Here is a 21,869-nt window from a genome sequence, read left to right as displayed (position 1 = left end):
CATCCGTCCCCCCGCAGGCATAGACGCCCCCATGGCGAAACAGCTCGACTATCACAGCCTGCGGGAGGTCTTCACCCGCTTTCAGGACGCTGAACCCGAACCCCGGGGCGAGCTGGAGCACGTCAACGCCTTCACCCTCGTGGTCGCCGTCGCGCTTTCGGCGCAGGCGACGGACGCGGGGGTCAACAAGGCGACGCGCAGCCTCTTCAAGATCGCCGACACGCCGGAAAAGATGCTGGCGCTGGGCGAGGAGGGACTGGTCGAGCACATCAGGACGATCGGCCTCTATCGCAACAAGGCGAAGAACGTGATGAAGCTGTCGCGCATCCTCGTCGAGGACTACGACGGCGAGGTTCCCAACTCCCGCGCGGCCTTGCAGTCGCTGCCGGGAGTCGGCCGGAAGACGGCCAATGTCGTGCTCAACATGTGGTGGCACTACCCGGCGCAGGCGGTGGATACGCATATCTTCCGCGTCGGCAACCGGACCGGCATCTGCCCGGGCAAGGACGTCATCGCCACCGAGCGCGCCATCGAAGACAACGTCCCCGTGGATTTCCAGCAGCACGCGCACCATTGGCTCATCCTGCACGGACGCTACACCTGCGTCGCGCGCAAGCCGAAGTGCCCCGCCTGCCTGATCCGCGATCTCTGTCAATTCGAGGAAAAGACCCTATGAAGAAGTACCAGGTCGTCGGCATCGGCAACGCCGTCGTCGACGTGATCACCCGTTCCGACGATGCCTTTCTGGAGAAGATGGGCATCGAAAAAGGCATCATGCAGCTGATCGAGCGCGACCGCGCCGAAAGCCTCTTCGACGCCATGGAAGAGCGTGTTCAGGCCGCGGGCGGCTCGGTCGCCAACACCCTCGCGGGCCTCGGGAATCTCGGCCTGCGCACCGGCTTCATCGGCCGCGTGCGCGACGACGAGCTGGGCACCTCCTACGTCGCCTCCATGAAGGAAGGCGGCACCGACTTCGTCAACGCGCCCGTGCCGGGCGGCGAGCTGCCCACCTCGCGCTGCATGATCTTCGTCTCGCCCGACGGCGAGCGGTCGATGAACACCTACCTCGGCATCTCGGCCGAGCTGGGCCCCGACGATGTCTCCGACGAGGTCGCGGGCGAGGCCGAGATCGTCTTCCTCGAGGGCTATCTCTTCGACAAGCCCAAGGGCAAGGAAGCCTTCGAGCGCACCGCGCGGACCTGCCGCAAGGCCGGTGGCATGGCGGGCATCGCCATCTCCGACCCCTTCTGCGTCGAGCGTCACCGCGAGGACTTCCTCAAGCTGATCGAGAACGAGCTCGACTTCGTGATCGGCAACGAGGCCGAGATCCGCTCGCTCTTCCAGGACGACAACCTCGACGCCGACCTTGCCCGCGTGGCCGAGATCTGCCCGCTGGTGGTCTGCACCCGCTCGGGTGACGGCGTGAGCATCATCCGCAACGGCGAGCGCACCGACATCGCGGTCGACAAGATCACCCCGGTCGACGCCACCGGTGCGGGCGACCAGTTCGCCGCGGGTTTCCTCTACGGCCTGGCCCACGGCAAGGACATGGAAACGGCGGCGCGCATGGGCACCGTCGCCGCGCGCGAAGTCATCAGCCACATGGGCCCGCGCCCCGAGACCAGCCTGCCCGCCCTCTTCCGCGAGGCCGGCCTGGCCTGAGCCAAGCCAGAGGCACCCGAACGGGGCGTTATTCACGCCCCGTTCACGACGACCCGCTTCCCGCACACAACCTTCGGTCGTATCCTGTTATCGTGTAGCGATATCCGGTCGGCAGGAGGCAACATGGCACGGTTCATCATGCTGCGGGACGACAACGCCGCTCCGCGCGCCCCCGTGGGGCGCCTGCCGGAGGAGGCCCCGATGTTCGCGGCGCCGCCCCGGCCGCGCCTCGAAACCCACGACATGAGCCCGCACGATCTGCGCGACGCGCAGCGCGACCCCTCGGTGCTGACGCTGGCGCGGGCGATGCCGACGCGCCTGATCGAGCCCGAGCCCCTCGACGACGTGCGCGAGGCCGAGGCCGAGCCCGCATGGGGCATCGAGGCCATCGGCGCGACGCTGACCGACATGACGGGGGCGGGCGTGCGGGTGGCGGTGCTGGACACCGGCATCGACGCGGACCACCCGGCCTTCACGGGCGTGACCCTCACCCGGGCCGACTTTGCCGGCACAGGCGACCAGGACGCCAACGGCCACGGCACCCACTGCGCCGGCACGATCTTCGGCCGCGACGTGGCGGGCACGCGAATCGGCGTGGCGCGCGGCGTGACCGAGGCGCTGATCGGCAAGGTGCTGGCCGACGACGGGCGCGGTTCCTCCGAGATGCTCTTCGACGGCATGCGCTGGGCCGCCGACCAGGGCGCGCAGGTGATGTCGATGTCGCTGGGCTTCGACTTTCCCGGTCTCGCCGAACGGCTGGTCGAGGACGGCTACCCCGTGCTGCTGGCAACCTCGGTCGCGCTCGAGGGCTATCGCATGAACCTGCGCATGTTCGACGCGCTCATGGACATGTTCCGCGCGCAGGCGGCCTTCGACGGCGGTTCGGTGGTGGTCGCGGCCTCGGGCAACGAGAGCCGGCGCCAGGTCTCGCCCGATTTCGAGGTCGGCGCCTCGGTCCCGGCGGCGGCCTTCGGCGTGATCTCGGTCGGCGCGCTGGGACAGGGCGAGGCGGGGCTCAGCGTGGCACCCTTCTCGAACAGCAACCCGGTGCTCTCGGCGCCGGGCGTGGGCATCGTCTCGGCCGCGGCGGGCGGCGGGCTGCGCGCGCTCAACGGCACCTCCATGGCCTGCCCGCACGTCGCCGGCGCCGCGGCGCTCTGGTGGGAGGCGCAGGCCCGCAGCGGACGGCCGCTGACCGCCGCCGCCGTCGCAGCGCGGCTGCAGAGCTCGGCGACGCTGGCGGGGCTCGACCCGGCGGCCGACCGCATGGACGTGGGCCAGGGGCTGGTGCAGGCCCCACCGGCCGCCATGGGCTGAGGCGGGGCCGGCCACCTGTGCCAAATCTGTCAGCCTTTGCGTGCCCTTGCATGGCGGGAGGCGACACGGGGCGGCGGGCCTGCTAGGCTGCGCGCAGCATTCCGGGCTTGGGGGGCCGGAGGGATGCCGCGACTCCGGGACGTGCGACACGAAAGATGCCGAACCCTCTCGCCTACCTGGCGCTGGCCATCTGGCCCATCGTGACCATCGTGCTGTTCCGCCGGCTGCCGACGGACCGTGCGCTGATCCTGTCGATGATGCTGGGCTACCTCTTCCTGCCCGAGCCGCCGGCGATCTTCGACCTGCCGCTGATGCCGCCCCTCAACAAGCACAACATCCCGGCGCTGACCGTCTTCGCGGTCTGCCTCTGGCGGCACGGGCGCCCCGGGTCGATCCTGCCGCAGAACCCGCTGGGCAAGGTGCTGCTGCTGGTCTTCGTCTTCTCGCCGCTGGCGACGGTGGCGACCAACACGGCGCCGGTGGTCTTCGGGCAGGTCGGGCTGCCGGGGCTGGGGCCCAAGGACGCCATCGCGCTCATGGTGCAGCAGTTCCTGCTGGTCCTGCCCTTCCTGCTCGCGCGGCAGTTCCTCGCCACCGGGGGCGCCCAGCGCGAGCTTCTGCGCGCGCTGATGTGGGGCGGGCTGGTCTATTCGCTCTTCATGCTGATCGAGATCCGGCTTTCGCCGCAGCTCAACAACTGGATCTACGGCTACTTCCAGCACAGCTTCGCGCAGTCGATCCGCTTCGGCGGCTACCGGCCGGTCGTGTTCCTCTACCACGGGATCTGGGTCGCCTTCTTCACCATGACCGCCACCATCGCGGCCTGGTCGCTCTGGCGGCTGGGAGGCGAAGGCAAGCCGTCCCTGCTGATCGCGGCCCTCTACCTCACCGCGATCCTGGTCATGGCCAAGTCCTTCGGCGCGATGATCTTCGCCGCGCTGCTGATCCCGGCTGTGCTGTTCCTGACGCGGCTCATGCAGATCCGCGTGGCCATCCTGATCGGCCTGCTGGCGATCGGCTATCCCACGCTCAAGGGCGCCGAGCTGATCCCCGAGGAGCGGATCCTCGCCGCCGCCGGCGCGGTGGCCGAGGATCGTGCGAACTCGCTGCAATTCCGCTTCGACCAGGAGGGCACCCTGCTGGAGCGGGCCAAGGAAAAACCGCTCTTCGGCTGGGGCAGCTGGGGGCGGAACCACATCCTCGACCCGGTGACCGGCTTCATCCTGACGGTGACCGACGGGCGCTGGATCATCGTTCTGGGCGTCTACGGCTGGGTGGGTTTCCTGGCCGAGTTCGGCCTGCTCGTGCTGCCGCTGGTGCTGCTGTGGCGCGAATCCGTGGCGGCGCCGCACGAGCGCATCTCGCCCTTCATCGCGCCGCTCTCGCTGCTGCTGGCGATCAATGTCTTCGACATGATCCCAAACGCGACGCTCACCCCGCTGACATGGCTCATGGCCGGCGCGCTGACCGGCTATGCCGAGGCGTTGCGGGCCGAACGGCTGCGGCTTGGACGCACGAAAAAGGACAAGGGGCTCAAGTGGCAATCCATCATGTAGGCAGGGGACGATGACCGCAGACGGCACGCCCGCAAAACCGCGAGTCCTGCTGGTCGCGGACGAATGCAACCCCGAGTGGCCCTCGCTGCCGATCGTGGGCTACAAGTACGCGCGCGAGATCGCGGCACTTTGCGACGTGACCGTCGCCACCCACGTGCGCAACCGCGAGAACATCGAGGCGGCGGGCGACGCGCCCGAGATGGTCTATATCGACACCGAGTGGATCGCGGGGCCGATGTATCGCATCGCCCGCGTCCTGCGCGGCGGGGACGAAGTCGGCTGGTCGACCTCGATGATCTTCAATTACCTGCCCTACCTCGCCTTCGAGCATGGCGTCTGGCGCCGTTTCGGCGCCGACCTGCGCGCCGGGCGTTACGACATCGTGCACCGCATCACGCCGATGTCCCCGACCCTGCCGAGCTGGCTCGCGCACAAGGTGCCGGTGCCCTTCGTCATCGGTCCGCTCAACGGCGCGCTGGACTGGCCTGCCGCCTTCGCCGCCGAGCAGGCCCGCGAAAAGGAAGGGCTGCGCCGCCTGCGCGATGCCTACAAATACCTGCCCTACGCCCGCAGCACCTTCGACGACGCGGCGGCGGTGCTGGCAGCCTTCTCGCACACCCGCGCCGATCTGCGCCGGGTCGAGGACGCGCGGCTGGTGCCCTTCCCCGAGATCGGCTTCGACCCGGCCATCTTCCACGCCGAAGGCACGCTGCCGGCCGGGCGGCGCAGCGGCGACGGAGAGCTGCACTTCCTCTATGCCGGGCGGCTCGTGCCCTACAAGCTGCCGGAACTGCCGGTGCGCGCCTTCGCCGAATCCGAGGCGCTGCGGCAGCACCATCTGCACATCGTCGGCGACGGCCCCGAGCGGCCGCGCATCGAGGCGCTGATCGCCGAGCACGGGCTGCAGGACCGCGTCACGCTCGAGGGGCGCCGCTCGCAGGCCGAGGTGGCGAAGATGATGCGCGCCTGCGACGCCTTCGTCTTTCCCTCGATCCGCGAGCTGGGCGCCGGGGTGGTGATCGAGGCCATGGCCTGCGGCATGCAGGTGCTGGTCGCGGATTACGGCGCGCCGGGCGACCTTGCGGGCGAGGAGCGCGGCGTGCGGGTGCCGATGGCCCCCTTCGACGCGATGGTCGAGGGCTTCCGCACCGAGATGGAGCGCTGTTGCGCCACGCCCGAGCTGATGGCCGGGATGGCCGATACCGGCCGCGCCTATGCCGAGGGCAATTTCCCCTGGCGCCTCAAGGGCGAGAAGACACGCGACATCTACGAGGCGGTTCTGGCGGGCCGCCCGCTCGACGGGCTGGGCTACTGAGCCGCCGTTTCGGCGCGCGAGATCACCCGCGCCGGGATGCCGGCCACCGTGGCCCCGGCGGGCACGTCATGCGTCACGACCGCGTTGGCCCCGATCACAGCGTGATCGCCCACGCGCAGCGGCCCGATCAGCTTGGCCCCCGCGCCCACGTCGACATGCCCGCCCAGCTCGACCGCACCGGCCAGCGTGACCTGGTGGAAGATCATGCAGTTGACCCCGATCCGCGCCTCGGGGTGGACGATGATGCCGGTGGGATGGGTCAGCCGCAGCCCGCCACCGACCTGCGTGTTGAGATGCAGCTCGCTCTGGCAGATCGTCGACCAGAAGAGGTGGTTCGCCGCCCAGTATTTCGCCGCAAGCCGCGCCAATGCCCCACCCCGGGCGCGCGCCGCCTGGTAGCGGCGCAGCGCGCGCAGCAGCTTGGGCCCCGGGTCCCAGAATCGCCGCACGTCCTCGCGCGACCAGTCCGCCACCTCCGCCGAAATGCCGTCGTCCGTCATCGCCTGTCCCTGCCTGCCGCTCGCGGGCAGCATGGGCGATTTTCAGCCCCGCCGCCAGAGCGCGCAGATCGGCAACAGCCCTGCGCGGAATCGCGATGCGCCCGCGCTTTCGCTTGTTCCGAGGCCATTGGCGGCGCTATACAAAACAGGCGTGCGTGGGGGCGTGACGCTGAACGAGTGCTGCCATGACCCTGACACCCCTGCCCCACGGACGGCCCCTCTAGATGCCGACGCCCGAGAACAGGTCGCTGCCCTACCGCAGCGAGATCGACGGGCTGCGCGCCATCGCCGTGATCGCGGTGGTGCTCTATCACTTCGGCGTGCCGGGGCTCTCGGGTGGCTTCGTCGGCGTCGACGTCTTCTTCGTGATCTCGGGTTTCCTGATCGGCGGCATCCTCTGGCGCGAGTATGACGCCACCGGGCGTATCTGGCTGCGGCACTTCTACATGCGCCGCTTCCGCCGGCTGGCGCCCGCCTTCTTCACGATGGCCGCGGTGACCACGCTGCTTGCATGGGCGCTGCTGCTGCCCTTCGAATTCCGCGAGTACGGCAAGGCGCTGATCTCGGCCACGGTCTACCTGTCGAACGTGCTGTTCTACCGGCAGGCCGGCTATTTCGACACCGCCTCCGAGGACAAGCCGCTGCTGCACACCTGGTCCCTGGCCGTCGAGGAGCAGTTCTATATCTTCCTGCCGCTCTTCATCCTGCTGCTGTCGCGCAACCGGCGCGCGCTGCTGCTGGCGCTTGCGGGATGCTGGGCGGCCTCGCTCGCGGCTTGCATCTGGCTCACGCCAACGCATCCCTCGGCGACCTTCTACCTCTTTCCCTTCCGCGCGTGGGAGCTTCTGTCGGGCGTCCTGCTGGCCATCTGGGGCATCGAGACCGGGCGGCGCTGGCGCGGCTACGCGGTGCTCAGCTGGCTGGGGCTGGCGCTGGTGCTGGCTTCGGTCCTGCTGATTCCGGCCGGGCGGCACTTCCCAGGCCTGCTGGCCATGGCGCCGGTGCTGGGGACCGTCCTGCTGCTGGCGAACGGGACCGGCATGAACCCGGTGAACCGCCTGCTCTCGGCGCCGGGGCCGGTGTTCTTCGGGCGCATCTCCTATTCGCTCTACCTGTGGCACTGGCCGGTGCTGACGCTTTCGCTCTACCTGCGGGGCGGCTATTCCAGCTGGGCCGAGACGCTGGCCTGGATGGCGGTCTCGGTGGTGCTGGCCTGGCTCTCGTGGCGCCTTGTCGAGGCGCCGATGCGCCGCGCACGGCTGCCGGGATTCGTCTTCCTCGGCGGGACGGTGGCGGCCTCGGCGGCGATGCTGGCGGTGGGCGGGTGGCTCTACGTGAAAGACGGCCTTCCGGGCCGGTTCGGCGCGGAGGTCCGGCCTCATATCGCCGCCTCGGGCGACTTCCTGCAGGACTGGAGCCGCTGCCATCGCCCGACCGAAGGCCCGCTCATGGGGCTCGAGGTCTGCCCCATCGGCCCCGAGGGCGCGCCGCGCGTGCTGGTCTGGGGCGACAGCCACGTCCGCGCCGTGAAGGAGGGCCTCGATCGCACCGCGCATGAGGCCGGCACGCCGGGCCTGATTCTCTGGCGCGCGGGCTGTCCACCGCTCTTCGGCCTGCGCAAGACCGAGAGCGCCGCCACTCCGGCGCAGGACACCGCCTGCACCCAGGCCAACCTGCAGATCCGGCAGGCGCTGCCCCGGCTCGACAGCCTCGACAAGGTGCTGCTGGTGGGCCGCTGGGCCTATTACGCGACCGGCACCGGCGTCGGGCTGGACGAGGCCAACCGCATCGCCATCCATCCGGCCGAGGCGCCGAGGCAGGTGGGCGTGCCGCAAGTCGAGACGCTGACCGAGGCGGCCGAGACGACCGTCTCGGGCCTGCTGGACCACTTCGACGAGGTCATCGTCCTGCGCCAGCCGCCCGAGGTCGCGCAATACGACAGCCGCCTTGCCGCGCGCGAGGCCGCGCACGCAGGCTGGCCGCTGGCCCGCGCGCCGGTGACGGAGACGGCGATCCCCCGCACCGCGCTGTCCGCCCGCGCGGACGCCGCAGACGCACCCTGGCAGGACATGGCAGAGGCCGGCGCGATCAGCTGGATCGACCCCTGGCCGAGGCTGTGCGACGATGCGGCCTGCCACGCCTTGGTAGAGGGCACGGGTTACTACTTCGACAACAACCACCTGACCAACAGCGCCGCGCTTGCGCTGCGCGGGCTTTTCGCGCGGGTCTTCACCCCCGAGGGCGCGGGCTCATGAGCCATCCGGCGCTGCATGCCGACTGGGACGTCATCGTCATCGGCACCGGCATGGGCGGCGGCACCGCCGGCCGCGCGCTGGCCGAGGCCGGGCTGCGGGTGCTCTTCCTCGAACAGGGCGCCGCCGGGCGCCGGACCGAGCGCAACGGTCTCTCCGAGGTCTTCGTCCCCGAGGCCCGGCTGGCGCGCGGGCTCTGGCCGCAGCCGCTGAATGCCCGCGTCGATGGCATCGACAGCACCTTCTACGCGCCGCTCGGCGCGGGGGTCGGCGGCTCCTCGGTCTTCTACGCCGCGACGCTGGAACGGCCCGAACGGCACGACCTCGACGACAGCGCCGAACGCCCGCATCCGACCGGCGGCTGGCCGGTCGGCTTCGACGGCTTCCGGCCCTGGTATGACCGCGCGGCGCGGCTCTACCGCGTGCATGGCACGCCCGATCCGCTGTCGGACGAGCCCCCGATCCCGCTGCGCGATCCACCCGCGCCAACCGCGACCGAGGCGGCGCTGACGCAGGCCTTCCGCACCGCCGGGCTGCATCCGTACCACGCGCATACCGCCATCGACCGCACCGAGGGCTGCCTGAGCTGCCTCGGCACGAAATGCCCGAGGCGCTGCAAGATGGACGGCCGCTCGGCCGGGGTCGAGCCCGCGCTGGCCACCGGCCGCGCGGCGCTGATCGACCGGGCCGAGGTCACGCGGCTGCACGCCGGCCCCGACCGGATCGAGGCCGTCGAGATCCGCGTCGCGGGCGAAACGCACCGTCTGCACGCCCCGCATGTGCTGCTCGCGGGCGGCGCGCTGGGATCGCCCCGGCTGCTGCTCGCCTCGGCCTGCGAGGCCTGGCCCGAGGGCCTCGCCAACCGCTCGGGCCTCGTGGGGCGCAACCTCATGTTCCACCTCAACGAGATGCTGGCGCTTTGGCCGCCACGCGGGACGCCGGATAGCGGCGCGACCAAGGCCCTGTCGCTGCGCGACCTCTACCACCGCGAGGGTGCACGCCTCGGCACCGTGCAGGCCATGGGCATCCGCGCCTCCTATGGCGAGATCGTGCACTACCTGAACCTGATGCTCGGCCGCAGCGCACTGCGACGCCTGCCGGGGCTGCGCCACCTCACCCGGCTGCCCGCCGCGCTGGCGGTGCGGCTGCTGGGGCAGGCGCAGATCTTCGTCGGGCTGATGGAGGACCTGCCCTACCCCGAAAACCGCGTCACATATGATCCCAATGCGCCCGAGCGCCTGTCGGTCGACTACCGGTTTCACGACGAGTTGCTGCAGCGCCGCCGCATCTTCCGCCGCGCCATGCGCCGCGCCTTCCGGGGGCAGCGGCACCTGTTCCTGGGTCTGGGGCCGGAACTGAACTTCGGCCATCCCAGCGGCACGCTGCGCTTTGGCGAGGATGCGACACGTTCGGTGCTCGACCGCGACTGCCGCGCGCACGGGCTGCGCAACCTCTGGGTCGCGGATGCCTCCTTCATGCCGACCTCGATGGCGGTGAACCCCAGCCTGACCATCGCGGCCAACGCCCTGCGCGTGGCCGACGCCATCACCAAGGAGGCCGCCGCATGACCCGGCTCAAACCGCAGGACGGCATCGCCGTCGTCACCGGCGCGGGCGGCGGGCTGGGCCGCGCGCTGGCCCTCGGGCTCGCCCGCGAGGGGTTCGAGGTCGTGGGGCTCGGCCGCCGCGCCGAAGCGCTGCAGGAGACGGCGGCAGAAGCCGCCGAAGGCCGATTTCACGCTTGGCCGCTGGACGTGGCCGATCCGGCGGCGGTGGACCGTGCCTTCGAGGAAATCCGCGCCAAGCATGGCCCCGTGGCGCTGCTGATCAACAACGCCGCCGTCTACCCGCGCCGCGACATCCTCGACGAGAGCGGCACGAGCTTCATGCAGACCGTGGCGGTGAACCTCGGCGGCACGGTCGCCTGCACGCGCGCCGCGCTCGAGGACATGTGCGAGACCGGGCGCGGGCGCATCCTGAACGTCGCCACCTTTGCCGATCTGAACCCGCTGCCCGCGTCCTCGGCCTATTCCGTCTCGAAGGGCGCCGCGCGCATCTGGACCCGGGCGCTGATCGCGGACCTGGCCGACCGCTTCCCGGAAATCGTCATCGGCGACTGGATGCCCGGCATGTTGCGCACCGGCATGGGCGTGCCCGACGGGCTGGCGCCCGAGACCGCCGCCGCCTGGGGCGTGGAACTGGCGCTGCGTATGGACCCGGCGCTGACCGGCGCGGTCTTCGAGATGGACACCGAGGTGCTGCCGCCGCGTGGCCTGAAGTCCAAGCTCAAGGACACTCTGCTCCTGCGCCGCAGGAAACCCCGGCGTCTCTAGCCGCGCTCAGATCCGGCGCGAGCGGAAGCGCAGCACCATGGCGCGCAGCACCTGCCCCGGCAGGATCGCGACGCAGCTCAGGTAGCGCCGGCCCAGCCGGCCCGGATCGCTGATCGCGCGCCAGAGCCATTCCATCGCGAAGCGCCGCGCCCATTCCGGTGCGCGTGGCTGCACCCCGGCGAGGAAATCCAGCCCTGCGCCGATGCTGACAAAGCCCACGGCGGGCGCGTGCCGGCGCCCGGCGGCAGCGAAGATCTCCTGCTTGGGCGCGCCCAGCGCGACAAAGCACAGCCCCGCACCCGAAGCGCCCACCTGGCGCAGGATGTCGGCGGCCTCCGGGCTGTCGGGATCGAAGCCCATGGGCGGCGAGATGGTGCAGACCACCTCGAGATCGCGCACCTCGCGTTCGAGGTAGGTCCGCGCGCGCTGCAGCGTAACCTCGGTGGCCCCCACCAGCGCCACAGGCACGCCCTGCCGCGCGGCGATGCGCGAGAGCGGCAGGATCGCGTCCGAGCCTGGGATCAACTCGACCGGGCGCTTGGCCAGCCAGGACATCCACATGATCGGATGCCCATCGGCCGTCACGAAGTCCTGCGCGGCATAGGCAACGCGGAACCGCTGCGAGGCCCGCAGTTTCACGAGATGGTCGAGGTTGATGGTCGCAAGGGCAAATCCCTGCTGCTGCGCCAGGCGTTCGGCCACGCGCGCACGCAACGCAGCCCAGGTGGGCACGTTGACCGCAATACGCGCTCCGCCGATGTTGAACTCCATAACGACAGCATCTCCCTCGGCCGAAATCCTAGCGAAACAATGCGCGAAAAGATGCCGTTATTCAGGCGATTCCATGCCGACCGTGGCGCGAAGGTCGCAGGTGCCCGTCCCGACCGGCTGCAGTGGCACGATTTCGACCTCTGCCGAATTATCGACAGATTTTGCGGCGCATAAAGGGCCACGCCAGGGATGCCGAAGAATCGGATACGGAACCGACATGATCGTCACAGCCACGCGCCGCGCCAGCCGAGCGACCGGGTCCGGCCGGCCGATGGGGGTGTGCCGATGAAACAGGTCTCGCTGCTGGGCTGCGGCTTTGTCGCCGATCTCTACATGCGCTCGCTGCAGGTCATGCCGGGGATCACGGTCGCGGCGGTCCACGACCGCGATGCGGATCGGCTGCGCGAATTCTGCGCGCACTGGGGGCTGACCGCCTGCGACACCTTCGAGGAATTCCTGGCCGCCGCGCCCGCGGGCGGGCTGATCCTGAACCTCACGAACCCGGCCGCCCACTACGCGCTGAACCTCGCCTGTCTCGAGGCGGGGCATCACGTCTACTCGGAAAAGCCGCTGGCGCTGGAGATGGACGAGGCGCGCGCCCTGCACGCGCTGGCCACCGAGCGCGGCCTGATGCTGGCCTCTGCGCCCTGTTCGGTGCTGGGCGAGGCCGCGCAGACGCTGGGACAGGCGCTGCGCCGGGGCATCGCCGGCACCCCGCGCGCGATCTATGCCGAGCTCGACGACGGCTTCATCCCGCAGGCCCCGCACGCCGACTGGTTCAGCGAAAGCGGCGCCCCCTGGCCCGCCGGGGACGAGTTTCGCACCGGCTGCACGCTGGAGCACGCGGGCTATTACCTGGCCTGGCTGATCGCCTGGTTCGGCTCGGTGCGCACGGTGGTCGCGGCCTCGGCCGACACCGGGGCGGACAAGGGCGTCGCGGGGCCCGTGGCGCCCGATCTCGCGGTCGCGACGCTCTTCTTCGAGGACGGGCCCGTGACGCGGCTGACCTGTTCGATCGTCGCGCCGCACGACCACTCGATCCGCATCGTCGGCGACAAGGGCGTGCTGAGCTGCGGCGCCGCCTGGGACAATGCCGCCAAGGTCCGCTTTGCCCGGCGCCTCACGCTGCGGCGGCGGCTGATGGAGCATCCCTTTCCGCGCCGCCTCCGTCTGGCGAAGCCCACGCACCCCAAGGTCAAACGCTGGGGCGCGGCGGCGATGAACTTCATGCTCGGCCCCTCCGAGCTGCTGGACGCGCTGGACGAAGGCCGCCCCTGCCGCCTCTCCTCGGATTTCGCGCTGCACCTGACCGAGGTCACGCTGGCGATCCAGAACGCGGGCGAAGATGCCGGCGCGCAGCGCCCCGCCCGCGGACTGGGCGCAGGACGGCGGAATCTCGGTCCTGCGCGGCGACCTCGCCGATCCCGCCGGGCACGCGGCCCTCGCGGATGCGGCCCGCGCCTGTGACGCCGTGATCCATGCTGCCGCGCACCTCGGCGGCGACGCGGTGGCGCATACCTCGGACACGCTGCGCGCCACGCGGCAGCTGCTGGACGCGATGCCGCCGGGCCAGCGCCTGGTGCTGGTCAGTTCCATCGCGGTCTACGACACGATGCGCGTGGCGCCGGGCGGCACGCTGGACGAATCCGCGCCGCTCGAGGACGCGGCGCAGCCGCGCGACGCCTATGCCGCCGCCAAGCTGGGGCAGGAGGCGCTGGTGCGCGACAGCGGGCGCGCGGCCTGGCTCATGCGGCCGGGCGTGGTCTGGGGGCCGGGACGGACGTGGCACGCGCTCATGGGATTTCGCGTCGGGCCGCTCTTCGTGCAGGCGGGCTCTGACGGGGAGCTGCCGCTGGCGCATGTCGGCCGCGTGGCCGAAACGCTGGTGCGCGCAGCGCTGACCGACCCCGGCGGCGTGAAGGCTCTGAACGTCATCGATGACGACCGCCCCGACCGCGCGCGCTTTCTTTCCGCCCACCGCCGCGCCGCCGGATGGCCGCGCGCCGCGCTTTCGCTGCCCTGGCCGCTCTGGCTGGCCGCCGCCCGCGCCCTGCGTCCGCTGGGCGAACGGCGCCCCGGCCTGCTGCGCGAGCCCGTCTTGCGCGCCCGCCTGATGCCGCTGCGCTACCCGAACGCCGCCCTGCGCGCCGCGCTCGGAGGCGCCGATGCCGCGCCCTTCGAGACTACGCTGCAACACGCAGTAGAGGCGGCACCATGAGCCGGCCCAGGCTCGCCTACCTGACCGGGGAATATCCCCGCGCCTCGGACACCTTCATCCAGCGCGAGGTCGCGGCCCTGCGCGCGCTGGGGCACGAGGTGCTGACCTGCACGATCCGCACCACCGGCGCCGAGCATCTCGTCGGCCCCGAGCAGCGCGCCGAACACGCCAGCACCATCCGCGTGCTCGACTCGGCGAAACGCCCCCTGCGGCTGGCGCGCGCGCACCTGCGCTGGATCGCGACGCGGCCCGGAGGCTACCTCGCCGCCCTGCGTCTCGCGTGGACCACCGCGCCCAAGGGCCTGCGCGGGCGCCTCTACAACCTGCTCTATTTCCTCGAGGCCGGGGTGCTGGCCGAGGTGCTGCGCCACGAGGGCGTCGAGCATCTGCACAACCACATCGCCAAGGCCTCCTGCACCGTCGCGATGCTGGCGAGTGCGCTCTCGGGCGTGCCCTACAGCTTCACCATCCACGGGCCGGACATCTTCTTTGAGCCGCATCACTGGCGCATCGACGAAAAGACCGCCCGCGCCCGCTTTGTCGCCTGCATCAGCGACTACTGCCGCGCGCAGCTCATGTGTTTCGCCTCGCCTGCCGACTGGGATCGCCTGCATGTGGTGCACTGCGGGATCGAGCCCGAACGCTATTCCGTCGCCCCGCATGACGGCAAGCGCCTCCTCTTCGTCGGGCGTCTGGCGGGGGTCAAGGGCGTGCCCGTGCTGCTCGACGCCGTGGCGGCGCTGCGCGCGCGCCATGCGGACCTGCGGCTCGACCTCATCGGCGACGGGCCCGACCGCGCCGTGCTCGAGGCACGCGCCGCCACGCTGGGGCTGACCGATGCTGTGCGCTTTCTCGGCTACCGCAGCCAGGACGAGGTGGCCGGGGCACTGGCCGGGACGGACGTCTTCGTGCTGCCCAGCTTCGCCGAGGGCGTGCCCGTGGTGCTGATGGAGGCCATGGCCTCGGGCGTCCCGGTGGTGACGACCCGGATCGCGGGCATCCCCGAGTTGGTCGCGGACGGCGAGAGCGGCCTTCTGGTGCCGCCCGGTGACGCTCCGGCGCTTGCCGCGGCGCTGGACGACCTGCTCGCCAGCGCCGACCGGCGCCGCGCCCTGGGCGCGGCCGGGCGCGCGACGGTCGAGGCCGGCTTCTCGGTCCGCACCGAGGCGGCGTGGCTGTCGCGCCTGATCACGACCTATGCCGAGGGCGACCCGCCCCCGGCCAAGCGCGCGGTGCCGGAATGAGCGCTGTCGACGTGGTGCTCATCGGCCGCAACGAGGGCGCGCGTCTGGTCGCGGCGCTGGCCGCGACGCGGGGCGCGCGGCAGGTGGTCTACGTCGACAGCGGCTCGCGCGACGACAGCGTGGCGCGCGCCCGCGAGGCCGGGGCGACGGTCGTCGAACTGGATCGCTCTGCGCCCTTCACCGCCGCCCGCGCGCGCAACGCAGGCTTCGCGGCGCTGGAGGCGCCCGACCTCGTGCAGTTCGTCGACGGAGACTGCGCGCTTGTCCCCGGCTGGCTTGACGCCGGCCGCGCGCATCTGGACGCGCACCCGGAGCTTGCGCTCGTGACCGGCTGGCGAGCCGAGATCCATCGCGATGCCTCGCTCTACAACCAGCTGGCAGACGCCGAGTGGCGCCGCCCCGCCGGGCAGATCCGGGCCTGCGGCGGCGACATGATGGTGCGCGCCGCAGCCTTTCGCGCCGTGGGCGGCTTCGACCCCGGCGTCATCGCCGCCGAGGACGACGAGTTCTGCACCCGCCTGCGCAAGACCGGCGGGCAGCTCGAGCGCCTCCCGCAGGAAATGACGCGCCACGACGCCGACATGCACCATTTTGGCCAGTGGTGGCGGCGCGCGGTGCGCACGGGCCACGGCTTTGCGCAGGTGGGCCACCTGCACCCCGACTACTTCGTTGCCGAACGCCGCCGCGTTCTGGCCTACGCGCTCGCCCTGCCGCTGGCGATCCTGCTGGCCGCGACGTTCTCGGGCTGGCTGGCGCTGGCGATGGCCGCGCTCTACCCGCTCAACTGGTGGCGCACCGCGCAGGGACTGTCGCGCGACGGCCTGCCCAAGCCAGAGGCGCGGCGGCAGGCGGTTCTGCTCACCCTGTCGAAATTTCCGAACCTGATCGGCATGGCGACCTTTCATCTTCGCCGGCTGAGACGCGCGCAGATGCGCCTTATCGAGTACAAGTAAAGGAACCGTTATGTCAGACCCCATCCGCGTGGGCCTCATCGGGGCCGGATACATCGCCGCCTGGCATGCCGACGCGCTTGCCGCCACGCCCGAGGTCAGGCTCGCCGCCGTCTGCGACCTGTCGCAAAGCGCGGCCCAGGGGCTGGCCGAGGCTCACGGCGCGCGGGCCTTCACCACGGTCGAGGACATGATCGAGGCGGGCTGCTGCGACGCGGTGCACATCCTGACGCCGCCGCAGCTGCACAGGCCGCTGGCGCTGCAATGCCTCGAGGCGGGCCTGCACGTGCTGGTCGAGAAACCCGTCGCCGAAAGCGCCGCGGAAACGCGCGAGATCGCCGCCGCCGCCGAAACCGCCGGCAAGCGCTTTCATGCAGGGCACAATTTCCTCGGGCTGCCGGGCTGGCTGCGGATGAAGGAGATGGCCGACGCGGGCGAACTGGGCCGCGTCTCGGGGGCCGAGATCACCTGGGCGCTGCCGCTGGCGCCGCTGCGTTCGGGGCCCTTCAACCTGTGGCTGCTGCGGGAGCCGAAGAACCTGCTGCTGGAACTGGCACCGCACCTGCTGGCCTTCGTGGTGGACCTTTTCGGGGCACCCGAGATCCTGCACGCAGAGGCCGGCAAGCCCGTCGCGCTGCCGGGCGAGGACATGCGCCCGCAGGCCATCCGCATCCTCGCCCGCGCCAGCGGGGTCGAGATCACGATCACGCTCTCCTTGGTCGAGACCATCGACGACCGCTCGGTCACGCTGCGCGGCTCCTCGGGCCGGGCACGGCTGGACTTTGCCGCCGACGTGCTGACCGTCGAGCGCGAGAACGCCTCGGATCTCGTGGTGAACCCGCTGCGCCGGCAGCTCGACCTTTCGGCGCAGCACCTGCGCGAGGGGCTGCGCAACGCCTGGGTGCAGGGTAGATCATTGAACCAGAAGGGCCCCTACGCGCTCAGCTTTCGCGGCATGATGGCCGGCGTCTACGGGTCGCTCGCCCACGGCCGGGCGCCCGACTCGCGCTTTGCCGGCGCGAGCGCCAGTGCCGTGATGCAGGCCATTGACGACGCAATCGCCCGCTTGCCGGCCGAGGTGCTGGCCACCGCCGCGCCGGCCGTGCAAACGCGCCAGCCGAAGCCCTCCGCCATGGTCATCGGCGGTACCGGCTTCATCGGCCGCGCACTGACGCGCCGGCTGGTGGCCGACGGCCACGACGTGCGCGTGATCTCGCGCGGGCGGCACGGGCCCTTTCCCGACCTGCCGGACCAGGTCGAGACCCTGCCCGTCTCGCTGCATGACCTCGAGGCCCTGACCGGGGCGATGCAGGGCATCGACGTGGTCTTCAACCTTGCCAAGTCGCTCGACACCTCATGGGCCGATGCGCTGGTCAACGACGTGGGCGTCGCCACCCGGATCGGCATGGCCTGCGTGCAGGCCAATGTCTCGCGCCTCGTCTACACCGGCACCATCGCCAGCTACGACATGTCGGACCCAGGGCAGACCATCACCGAGGACACGCCCTTTCCCGCCGACATGAGCGACCGCAACCTCTATGCGCGGTCCAAGGCCGAATGCGAGCGTCAGCTGATGAAGCTGCACCGCGAGCGCGGGCTGCCGCTGACCATCGCGCGGCCGGGCATCGTCGTGGGCCCCGGCGGGCCGCTGCAACACTGGGGCATCGGGCGATGGCACGGCGCGGGCGCGGTGCGAATCTGGGGCCACGGGCGCAACACCCTGCCCTTCGTGCTGATCGAAGACGTCACGGACGGGCTGGTGCGCATGGCCGCGCGGCCCGGTGCGGTGGGTGAAAGCTTCAACCTCGTGGGGCCGCCTATGATGTCGGCGCGCGACTACTTCGACGCGATCCACGAGACGCGTGGGCGCCCGCATCCAGGTCAGCCCCGGCAACCTCACGGCCTTTTACGCCGCGGACGCGGTGAAATACGGCCTCAAGAAATACGCTCTACGCAAGCGCGGGGTGGTTCGCCCCTCGCTCGCCGACTGGAAAAGCCGCGCGCACTTCTCGCCCTTCGACAACACCAAGCCGCGCGAACGGCTGGACTGGGCGCCCGAGACCGACCGCGTGCGGTTCGTCGATCAGGCGATCACCCGGGCGGGCCTCTTTGGGTTCTGAGGCTGGGCATGCGTCAACAATCCCCCAATTCGGACCTTATTCCTGCCCCGTTCGTTTGGTCCTATCCTTGCGACGGACACACGAGGCGGCGGTATCCCCGGATATGCGCCGGGAATCGGCACCCCATGTATCGGACCGCGCCATTGACATATTCTGAACACGGCCCCGTTTCGGCGCCGCGCCGCTTGAAGTGGTGCGAGATCGCCGAGGGGGCGGAGTCCTGACGATGGCCGAACGCCGGAAATTCCAACGCCGGAAGCGGCGCCTCTCCGAGGACGTGGCGCCCGAAACGCCGATCGCCGAGCCTCGGCCGGAGGACAGGATCGATCCCGCTGAGCCCAGACGCCCGGAGCAGGACCTCCGCGCAGATGTGGAGCCGGCCCACCGGGAAAGGGCTCAGGCGACGATGCGCAGGATCGCCGACGCCCGCCGGGCCTCGGAGGCGCGGCTGAAGGCGCAGCAGGCACACGAGGCGGAGAAGGCGCGGGCCGCCGAAGCTGCGAAGGCCGCAGAAGAAGACGCCGCGCGCGCTGCCGAGGCCGCCCGTGAGGCGGAGGCCGAACGGAAAGCAGACGCCGCCCGGACGGCAGCTGCCGAGCAAGCCGCCGAGGTCGCTCGACAGAAAAACGCCGCGCGCGAAGCCGAGGCCGCTCAGGAAGCCGCCCGCGCTGCGGAGCAGGCAGACCAAGAAGCGGCGGTCGCGCACGACCCCGAGCCGGACGCCGATGGTGCCGCGCCCGCCGCGCCCACGCAGGCGGAAGCGCCCGTCGCGAAAAACAGCGCCAGGGGCACCACGACCGCCGATCCCTGGGACGCGCTGCGCAGCATCTCCGTCGATGAACGGCAGCTCGACCGCAACCGTGTCATCACCGCCGGGCGGCACGATCCGGCACATACCGCCTTCGACGTGCTGCGCACGCGGCTGCTGCAGGCGCTGGCCGAACACGGCTGGACGCGCGTCGCGATCACCTCGCCCACCAAGGACTGCGGCAAGACCTTCACCGCCGCGAACCTCGCCATCAGCCTGTCGCGGCAGGAAAACTGCCGGACGCTGTTGCTGGACTGCGACCTGCGGCGGCCCAGCCTGCACCGCGTGCTCGGCGTCGAACCACCCGGCGCGATGGGCGACATGCTGCGCGGCGTGGTGCCGCCCGAGCAGCACATGCTGCGGATGGGACCGAACACGATCCACGCCGGGCACAACATTGCCTTCGGCTTCAACACCGAAAGCGAACCCTACGCCTCGGAGCTGCTGCAGGACCCGCGCACCGCCGCGACGCTCGACGACCTGCAGACGCGCTTCGCGCCCGACGTGATGCTCTTCGACCTGCCGCCGGCGCTGTTCTACGACGACGTGATCGCCTTCCGGCCGCTTTTCGACGGTGTGCTCATGGTCGTCGGCGGCGGCATCACGACGGAGCGCGAGGTCCGCGAGGTCGAACGCCGCCTTGGCGACAGCACGCCCCTGCTGGGCACCGTGCTCAACCGCGCCGAGGACACGCAGATCCGCAAGTATTCCTACTGACCCCGCCGCGCGGACCGGTCAGGAGGACTGCACGCTGCGCGGCAGGATCCGTTCCAGAAGACCCTGCAGCGGCCCGAGATCACCGACGAACCGCAGCCCCGCCCAGACCGCCCCGGCCAGCAGCGCGACCAGCGCCAGCAGGCCAAGACCGCGCCGCCGGTGATGGCCGCGCGAGCGGATCACCGGGACCGCGATCACCGGCTGGATTCCAAGGCTGCGCTCCATCTGCGCGGCGCTGCGGATCGCCGGGTTCATCAGCTCTGCCAGGAAGGCGATGCCAAGGCCGGCCAGCAGGCTGGCCACGCCGCCCGCCATCGCCAGCTTGCGCCGGCTTTGCGAGGCGGGCACCTCGGGGACCAGCGCTGTTTCCAGCACCTCGAAGCGGTCGGTCTGCTCGCGGTCTTCCAGCATGCTGCCCATCTCGGCCTCGGCCTTGCGGCGGGTGATGACGGAATACTGCTCCTGCAGGCTGCCCAGCTGGCGTTCCATCTCGTTCAGCTCGCGCTCCACGTCGGGCGCGCGGCGCAGCGTGTCACGGATCGTCTCCGAGCGCTGCGCGATCAGCGCCTTCTGCTCCTGCAGAAGCGCGACCTGCCGGTCGAGCACGTCCTCGCGCTGGCGGGCCGAATTGGTCCGCAGCGCGACGATCTCGCGGTCGAGTTCGAGCTCGTTCTCCTCGAGGGTGACGAGCTGGCTGCGCAGCGAGGTGATGCCGCCCGGCAGCGCCTCGGCGTTGGCGCGCTTGAAGTCGGCCAGGCGCGATTCCTGCTCCGAGATTTCGGCCCCGATGCGGGCCTCTTCCTTCTCGAAGAACTCCAGCGTGTCCCGCGCGCTCGAGGCGCTGCGACTGCGCGACTGTTCGATCACCGTGGTCATCAGCTCGTTGGCGACATCCGCGGCCTTCTGCGGATCGCCCAGCCGAACCGTGATGGTCAGGCCCGAAGGCACCTCCTGCGAGGCCTGGAAGCTGCCGGAATTGCTTCGGATTTCCTCGATTCTCGCGGCCATGCGCATCTGGTAGACACGCTCGTTCATGGTCATCTCGGGGGCATCCGTGAAGAGGTCATGCTCTTCCATGATCCGCATGAGGTTGTCGCGCGACATCAGCCGCTGCTCGATCAGCCGGACGCGGCGCGCGGCATCGGCGTTCTGAGCGGCGCCGCCGGTCAGGCGCTCGGGCACACGGGCCTCCTCGATCTGAACCACGGCCGTCGCCTCGTAGGCCTTGTCCTGGTTCAACGCGACCCAGACCGACAGGGCACAGCCCACGACGGTCACGAGAATGATGATCCAGGCCCGGCGACGCAGCGCGGCGAACACGGATTCGATCGACTGGAACTGTGTCACGGCGGAGTCCCCCGCAAGAGTGTGGCCCCCACCCTGCGAACGCCGGCGGCCCGATGTCGGTGCGCATTGCGCCCGTAGTGAGCCGCCTTCGCGTCAACATTTAGCCTTTCCGCCCAATTTCGGCCATGATTATCGGCGGGATATTTGGAAACATACCGTGTCCGGATCGGAATTTCCGAACACTTTTTTGCCATTATTGTCGATCGTGGCCTGCCTGCGCGTTCGGACCTGCGCTCAGCGCGGCCAGGCGCAGAGCGACACCACCAGCCCCGCGCCGACCCATTGCCGCATCGGCAGCAAGGTCCCGGCGCCCGGGCCAAGGTCGGCAACCATGCGCATGGTGCCTCCCTGCAGGTCGGCCGTCATGGCCTCGAAGCCGAACATCGCGCCGGTCTCGGGGAACTGCGCCTTGAAGGCGGCTTCCTTGGCCCCGAAGACCCGCAGTGCCGCCGCGCCGCGCGACAGCGGGGCGAGAGGGGCAAGATCTTCGAGCGTGGCGATCTCGGGGATCAGCGCATCCTCGAGCGGGGAATCGGCCGCGAGGTCGATGCCCAGCCCACGCCAGGTGTCGGTGCGGCCCGCCACCGCGAGGCACAGACCGCAGGCATGGGTGATGCTGCCGGTCAGGCCCTCGGGCCAGACCGGGGCGCGGTCCGCGCCCATGGGAAGCGGCGCTTCGGGCAGGCCGAACTGCCCAAGCGCGCGGCGCGCGGCGCGGCGGCCCCCGGCGAAATCGGCCACCCGCGCGGGCACCGCGCGG

The 21,869-nt window shown here is 70.8% G+C and carries 17 protein-coding genes and 1 pseudogene; 14 read left to right on the top strand and 4 right to left on the bottom strand.

All coding sequences use genetic code 11. From position 1 onward, the window contains the following. Positions 1 to 31: 31 nt before the first annotated feature. The 5 genes from nth (at position 32) to SALMUC_RS11410 (ending at position 5,850) form a co-directional block, all read left to right on the top strand. A complete protein-coding gene (nth, locus tag SALMUC_RS11430) occupies positions 32 to 676 on the top strand; it encodes an endonuclease III (RefSeq protein WP_020040550.1) in 645 nt (214 codons plus the stop codon). Then, the gene (locus tag SALMUC_RS11425; protein WP_020040551.1) at positions 673 to 1,662 is read left to right on the top strand and encodes an adenosine kinase; all 990 of its coding nucleotides are present in this window, start codon (positions 673 to 675) and stop codon (positions 1,660 to 1,662) included. Before nth ends, SALMUC_RS11425 begins: the two co-directional genes overlap by 4 nt. Before the next feature lie 123 nt (positions 1,663 to 1,785). Next, positions 1,786 to 2,979: a S8 family peptidase gene (locus SALMUC_RS11420; RefSeq protein WP_020040552.1), complete on the top strand. Its 1,194-nt coding sequence runs from the start codon at positions 1,786 to 1,788 to the stop codon at positions 2,977 to 2,979. Between the two features lie 155 nt (positions 2,980 to 3,134). Then, positions 3,135 to 4,535, top strand: a complete 1,401-nt coding sequence (locus SALMUC_RS11415) for a membrane protein (protein ID WP_020040553.1) — start codon at positions 3,135 to 3,137, stop codon at positions 4,533 to 4,535. A gap of 10 nt (positions 4,536 to 4,545) precedes the next feature. Beyond that, entirely contained in the window at positions 4,546 to 5,850 is a 1,305-nt protein-coding gene (locus SALMUC_RS11410; RefSeq protein ID WP_020040554.1) for a glycosyltransferase family 4 protein, read from the top strand. On the opposite strand, the gene SALMUC_RS11405 is transcribed toward SALMUC_RS11410, so the two are convergent. After that, on the bottom strand, positions 5,844 to 6,350 hold the full coding sequence (locus SALMUC_RS11405) for a serine acetyltransferase (protein ID WP_020040555.1): 507 nt from the start codon (positions 6,348 to 6,350) through the stop codon (positions 5,844 to 5,846). The genes SALMUC_RS11410 and SALMUC_RS11405 overlap by 7 nt on opposite strands. 224 nt (positions 6,351 to 6,574) lie before the next feature. On the opposite strand from SALMUC_RS11405, the gene SALMUC_RS11400 reads away from it, so the two are divergent. The 3 genes from SALMUC_RS11400 to SALMUC_RS11390 are packed head-to-tail and all read left to right on the top strand — an operon-like array spanning position 6,575 to position 10,934. Further along, the gene (locus tag SALMUC_RS11400) at positions 6,575 to 8,605 is read left to right on the top strand and encodes an acyltransferase family protein (RefSeq protein ID WP_020040556.1); all 2,031 of its coding nucleotides are present in this window, start codon (positions 6,575 to 6,577) and stop codon (positions 8,603 to 8,605) included. Continuing rightward, positions 8,602 to 10,170: a GMC oxidoreductase gene (locus SALMUC_RS11395; protein ID WP_020040557.1), complete on the top strand. Its 1,569-nt coding sequence runs from the start codon at positions 8,602 to 8,604 to the stop codon at positions 10,168 to 10,170. Before SALMUC_RS11400 ends, SALMUC_RS11395 begins: the two co-directional genes overlap by 4 nt. Beyond that, entirely contained in the window at positions 10,167 to 10,934 is a 768-nt protein-coding gene (locus SALMUC_RS11390; RefSeq protein WP_020040558.1) for an SDR family oxidoreductase, read from the top strand. Before SALMUC_RS11395 ends, SALMUC_RS11390 begins: the two co-directional genes overlap by 4 nt. Before the next feature lie 6 nt (positions 10,935 to 10,940). On the opposite strand, the gene SALMUC_RS11385 is transcribed toward SALMUC_RS11390, so the two are convergent. Next, positions 10,941 to 11,705, bottom strand: coding sequence for a WecB/TagA/CpsF family glycosyltransferase (locus tag SALMUC_RS11385; RefSeq protein WP_020040559.1), 765 nt, complete (start codon positions 11,703 to 11,705; stop codon positions 10,941 to 10,943). 285 nt (positions 11,706 to 11,990) lie between these two features. On the opposite strand from SALMUC_RS11385, the gene SALMUC_RS11380 reads away from it, so the two are divergent. The 6 genes and pseudogenes from SALMUC_RS11380 to SALMUC_RS11355 all read left to right on the top strand — a co-directional run bounded on the left by SALMUC_RS11380 (position 11,991) and on the right by SALMUC_RS11355 (position 19,762). Continuing rightward, complete coding sequence (locus SALMUC_RS11380; protein ID WP_021120264.1) at positions 11,991 to 13,172, top strand: Gfo/Idh/MocA family protein; 1,182 nt, start codon at positions 11,991 to 11,993, stop codon at positions 13,170 to 13,172. Next, positions 13,099 to 13,923, top strand: coding sequence for an NAD-dependent epimerase/dehydratase family protein (locus SALMUC_RS11375; RefSeq protein WP_245584701.1), 825 nt, complete (start codon positions 13,099 to 13,101; stop codon positions 13,921 to 13,923). Before SALMUC_RS11380 ends, SALMUC_RS11375 begins: the two co-directional genes overlap by 74 nt. Beyond that, positions 13,920 to 15,167 carry a glycosyltransferase gene (locus SALMUC_RS11370; protein WP_020040562.1) on the top strand — a complete coding sequence of 416 codons (1,248 nt, stop codon included), beginning with the start codon at positions 13,920 to 13,922 and terminating at the stop codon, positions 15,165 to 15,167. Before SALMUC_RS11375 ends, SALMUC_RS11370 begins: the two co-directional genes overlap by 4 nt. Next, the gene (locus SALMUC_RS11365; RefSeq protein ID WP_020040563.1) at positions 15,164 to 16,120 is read left to right on the top strand and encodes a glycosyltransferase family 2 protein; all 957 of its coding nucleotides are present in this window, start codon (positions 15,164 to 15,166) and stop codon (positions 16,118 to 16,120) included. The genes SALMUC_RS11370 and SALMUC_RS11365 overlap by 4 nt, the downstream gene beginning before the upstream one ends. 10 nt (positions 16,121 to 16,130) lie before the next feature. Beyond that, positions 16,131 to 18,237: pseudogene (locus tag SALMUC_RS11360) on the top strand (NAD-dependent epimerase/dehydratase family protein). A 406-nt stretch (positions 18,238 to 18,643) separates the two neighbouring features. Next, positions 18,644 to 19,762 carry a CpsD/CapB family tyrosine-protein kinase gene (locus SALMUC_RS11355; RefSeq protein ID WP_156883477.1) on the top strand — a complete coding sequence of 373 codons (1,119 nt, stop codon included), beginning with the start codon at positions 18,644 to 18,646 and terminating at the stop codon, positions 19,760 to 19,762. 18 nt (positions 19,763 to 19,780) lie between these two features. Here SALMUC_RS11355 and SALMUC_RS11350 read toward each other — a convergent pair whose 3' ends face one another. Together SALMUC_RS11350 and SALMUC_RS11345 are read right to left on the bottom strand one after the other, a co-directional pair. Next, the gene (locus SALMUC_RS11350; RefSeq protein ID WP_020040566.1) at positions 19,781 to 21,109 is read right to left on the bottom strand and encodes a GumC family protein; all 1,329 of its coding nucleotides are present in this window, start codon (positions 21,107 to 21,109) and stop codon (positions 19,781 to 19,783) included. Between the two features lie 234 nt (positions 21,110 to 21,343). Then, positions 21,344 to 21,869 (bottom strand): 4'-phosphopantetheinyl transferase family protein (locus SALMUC_RS11345; protein WP_020040567.1); only part of this gene is annotated, 526 nt, incomplete at its 5' end.

The sequence above is a fragment of the Salipiger mucosus DSM 16094 genome, from assembly GCF_000442255.1.
Taxonomy (GTDB): Bacteria; Pseudomonadota; Alphaproteobacteria; order Rhodobacterales; family Rhodobacteraceae; genus Salipiger; species Salipiger mucosus.
This window is presented reverse-complemented; position numbering and strand designations above follow the sequence as displayed.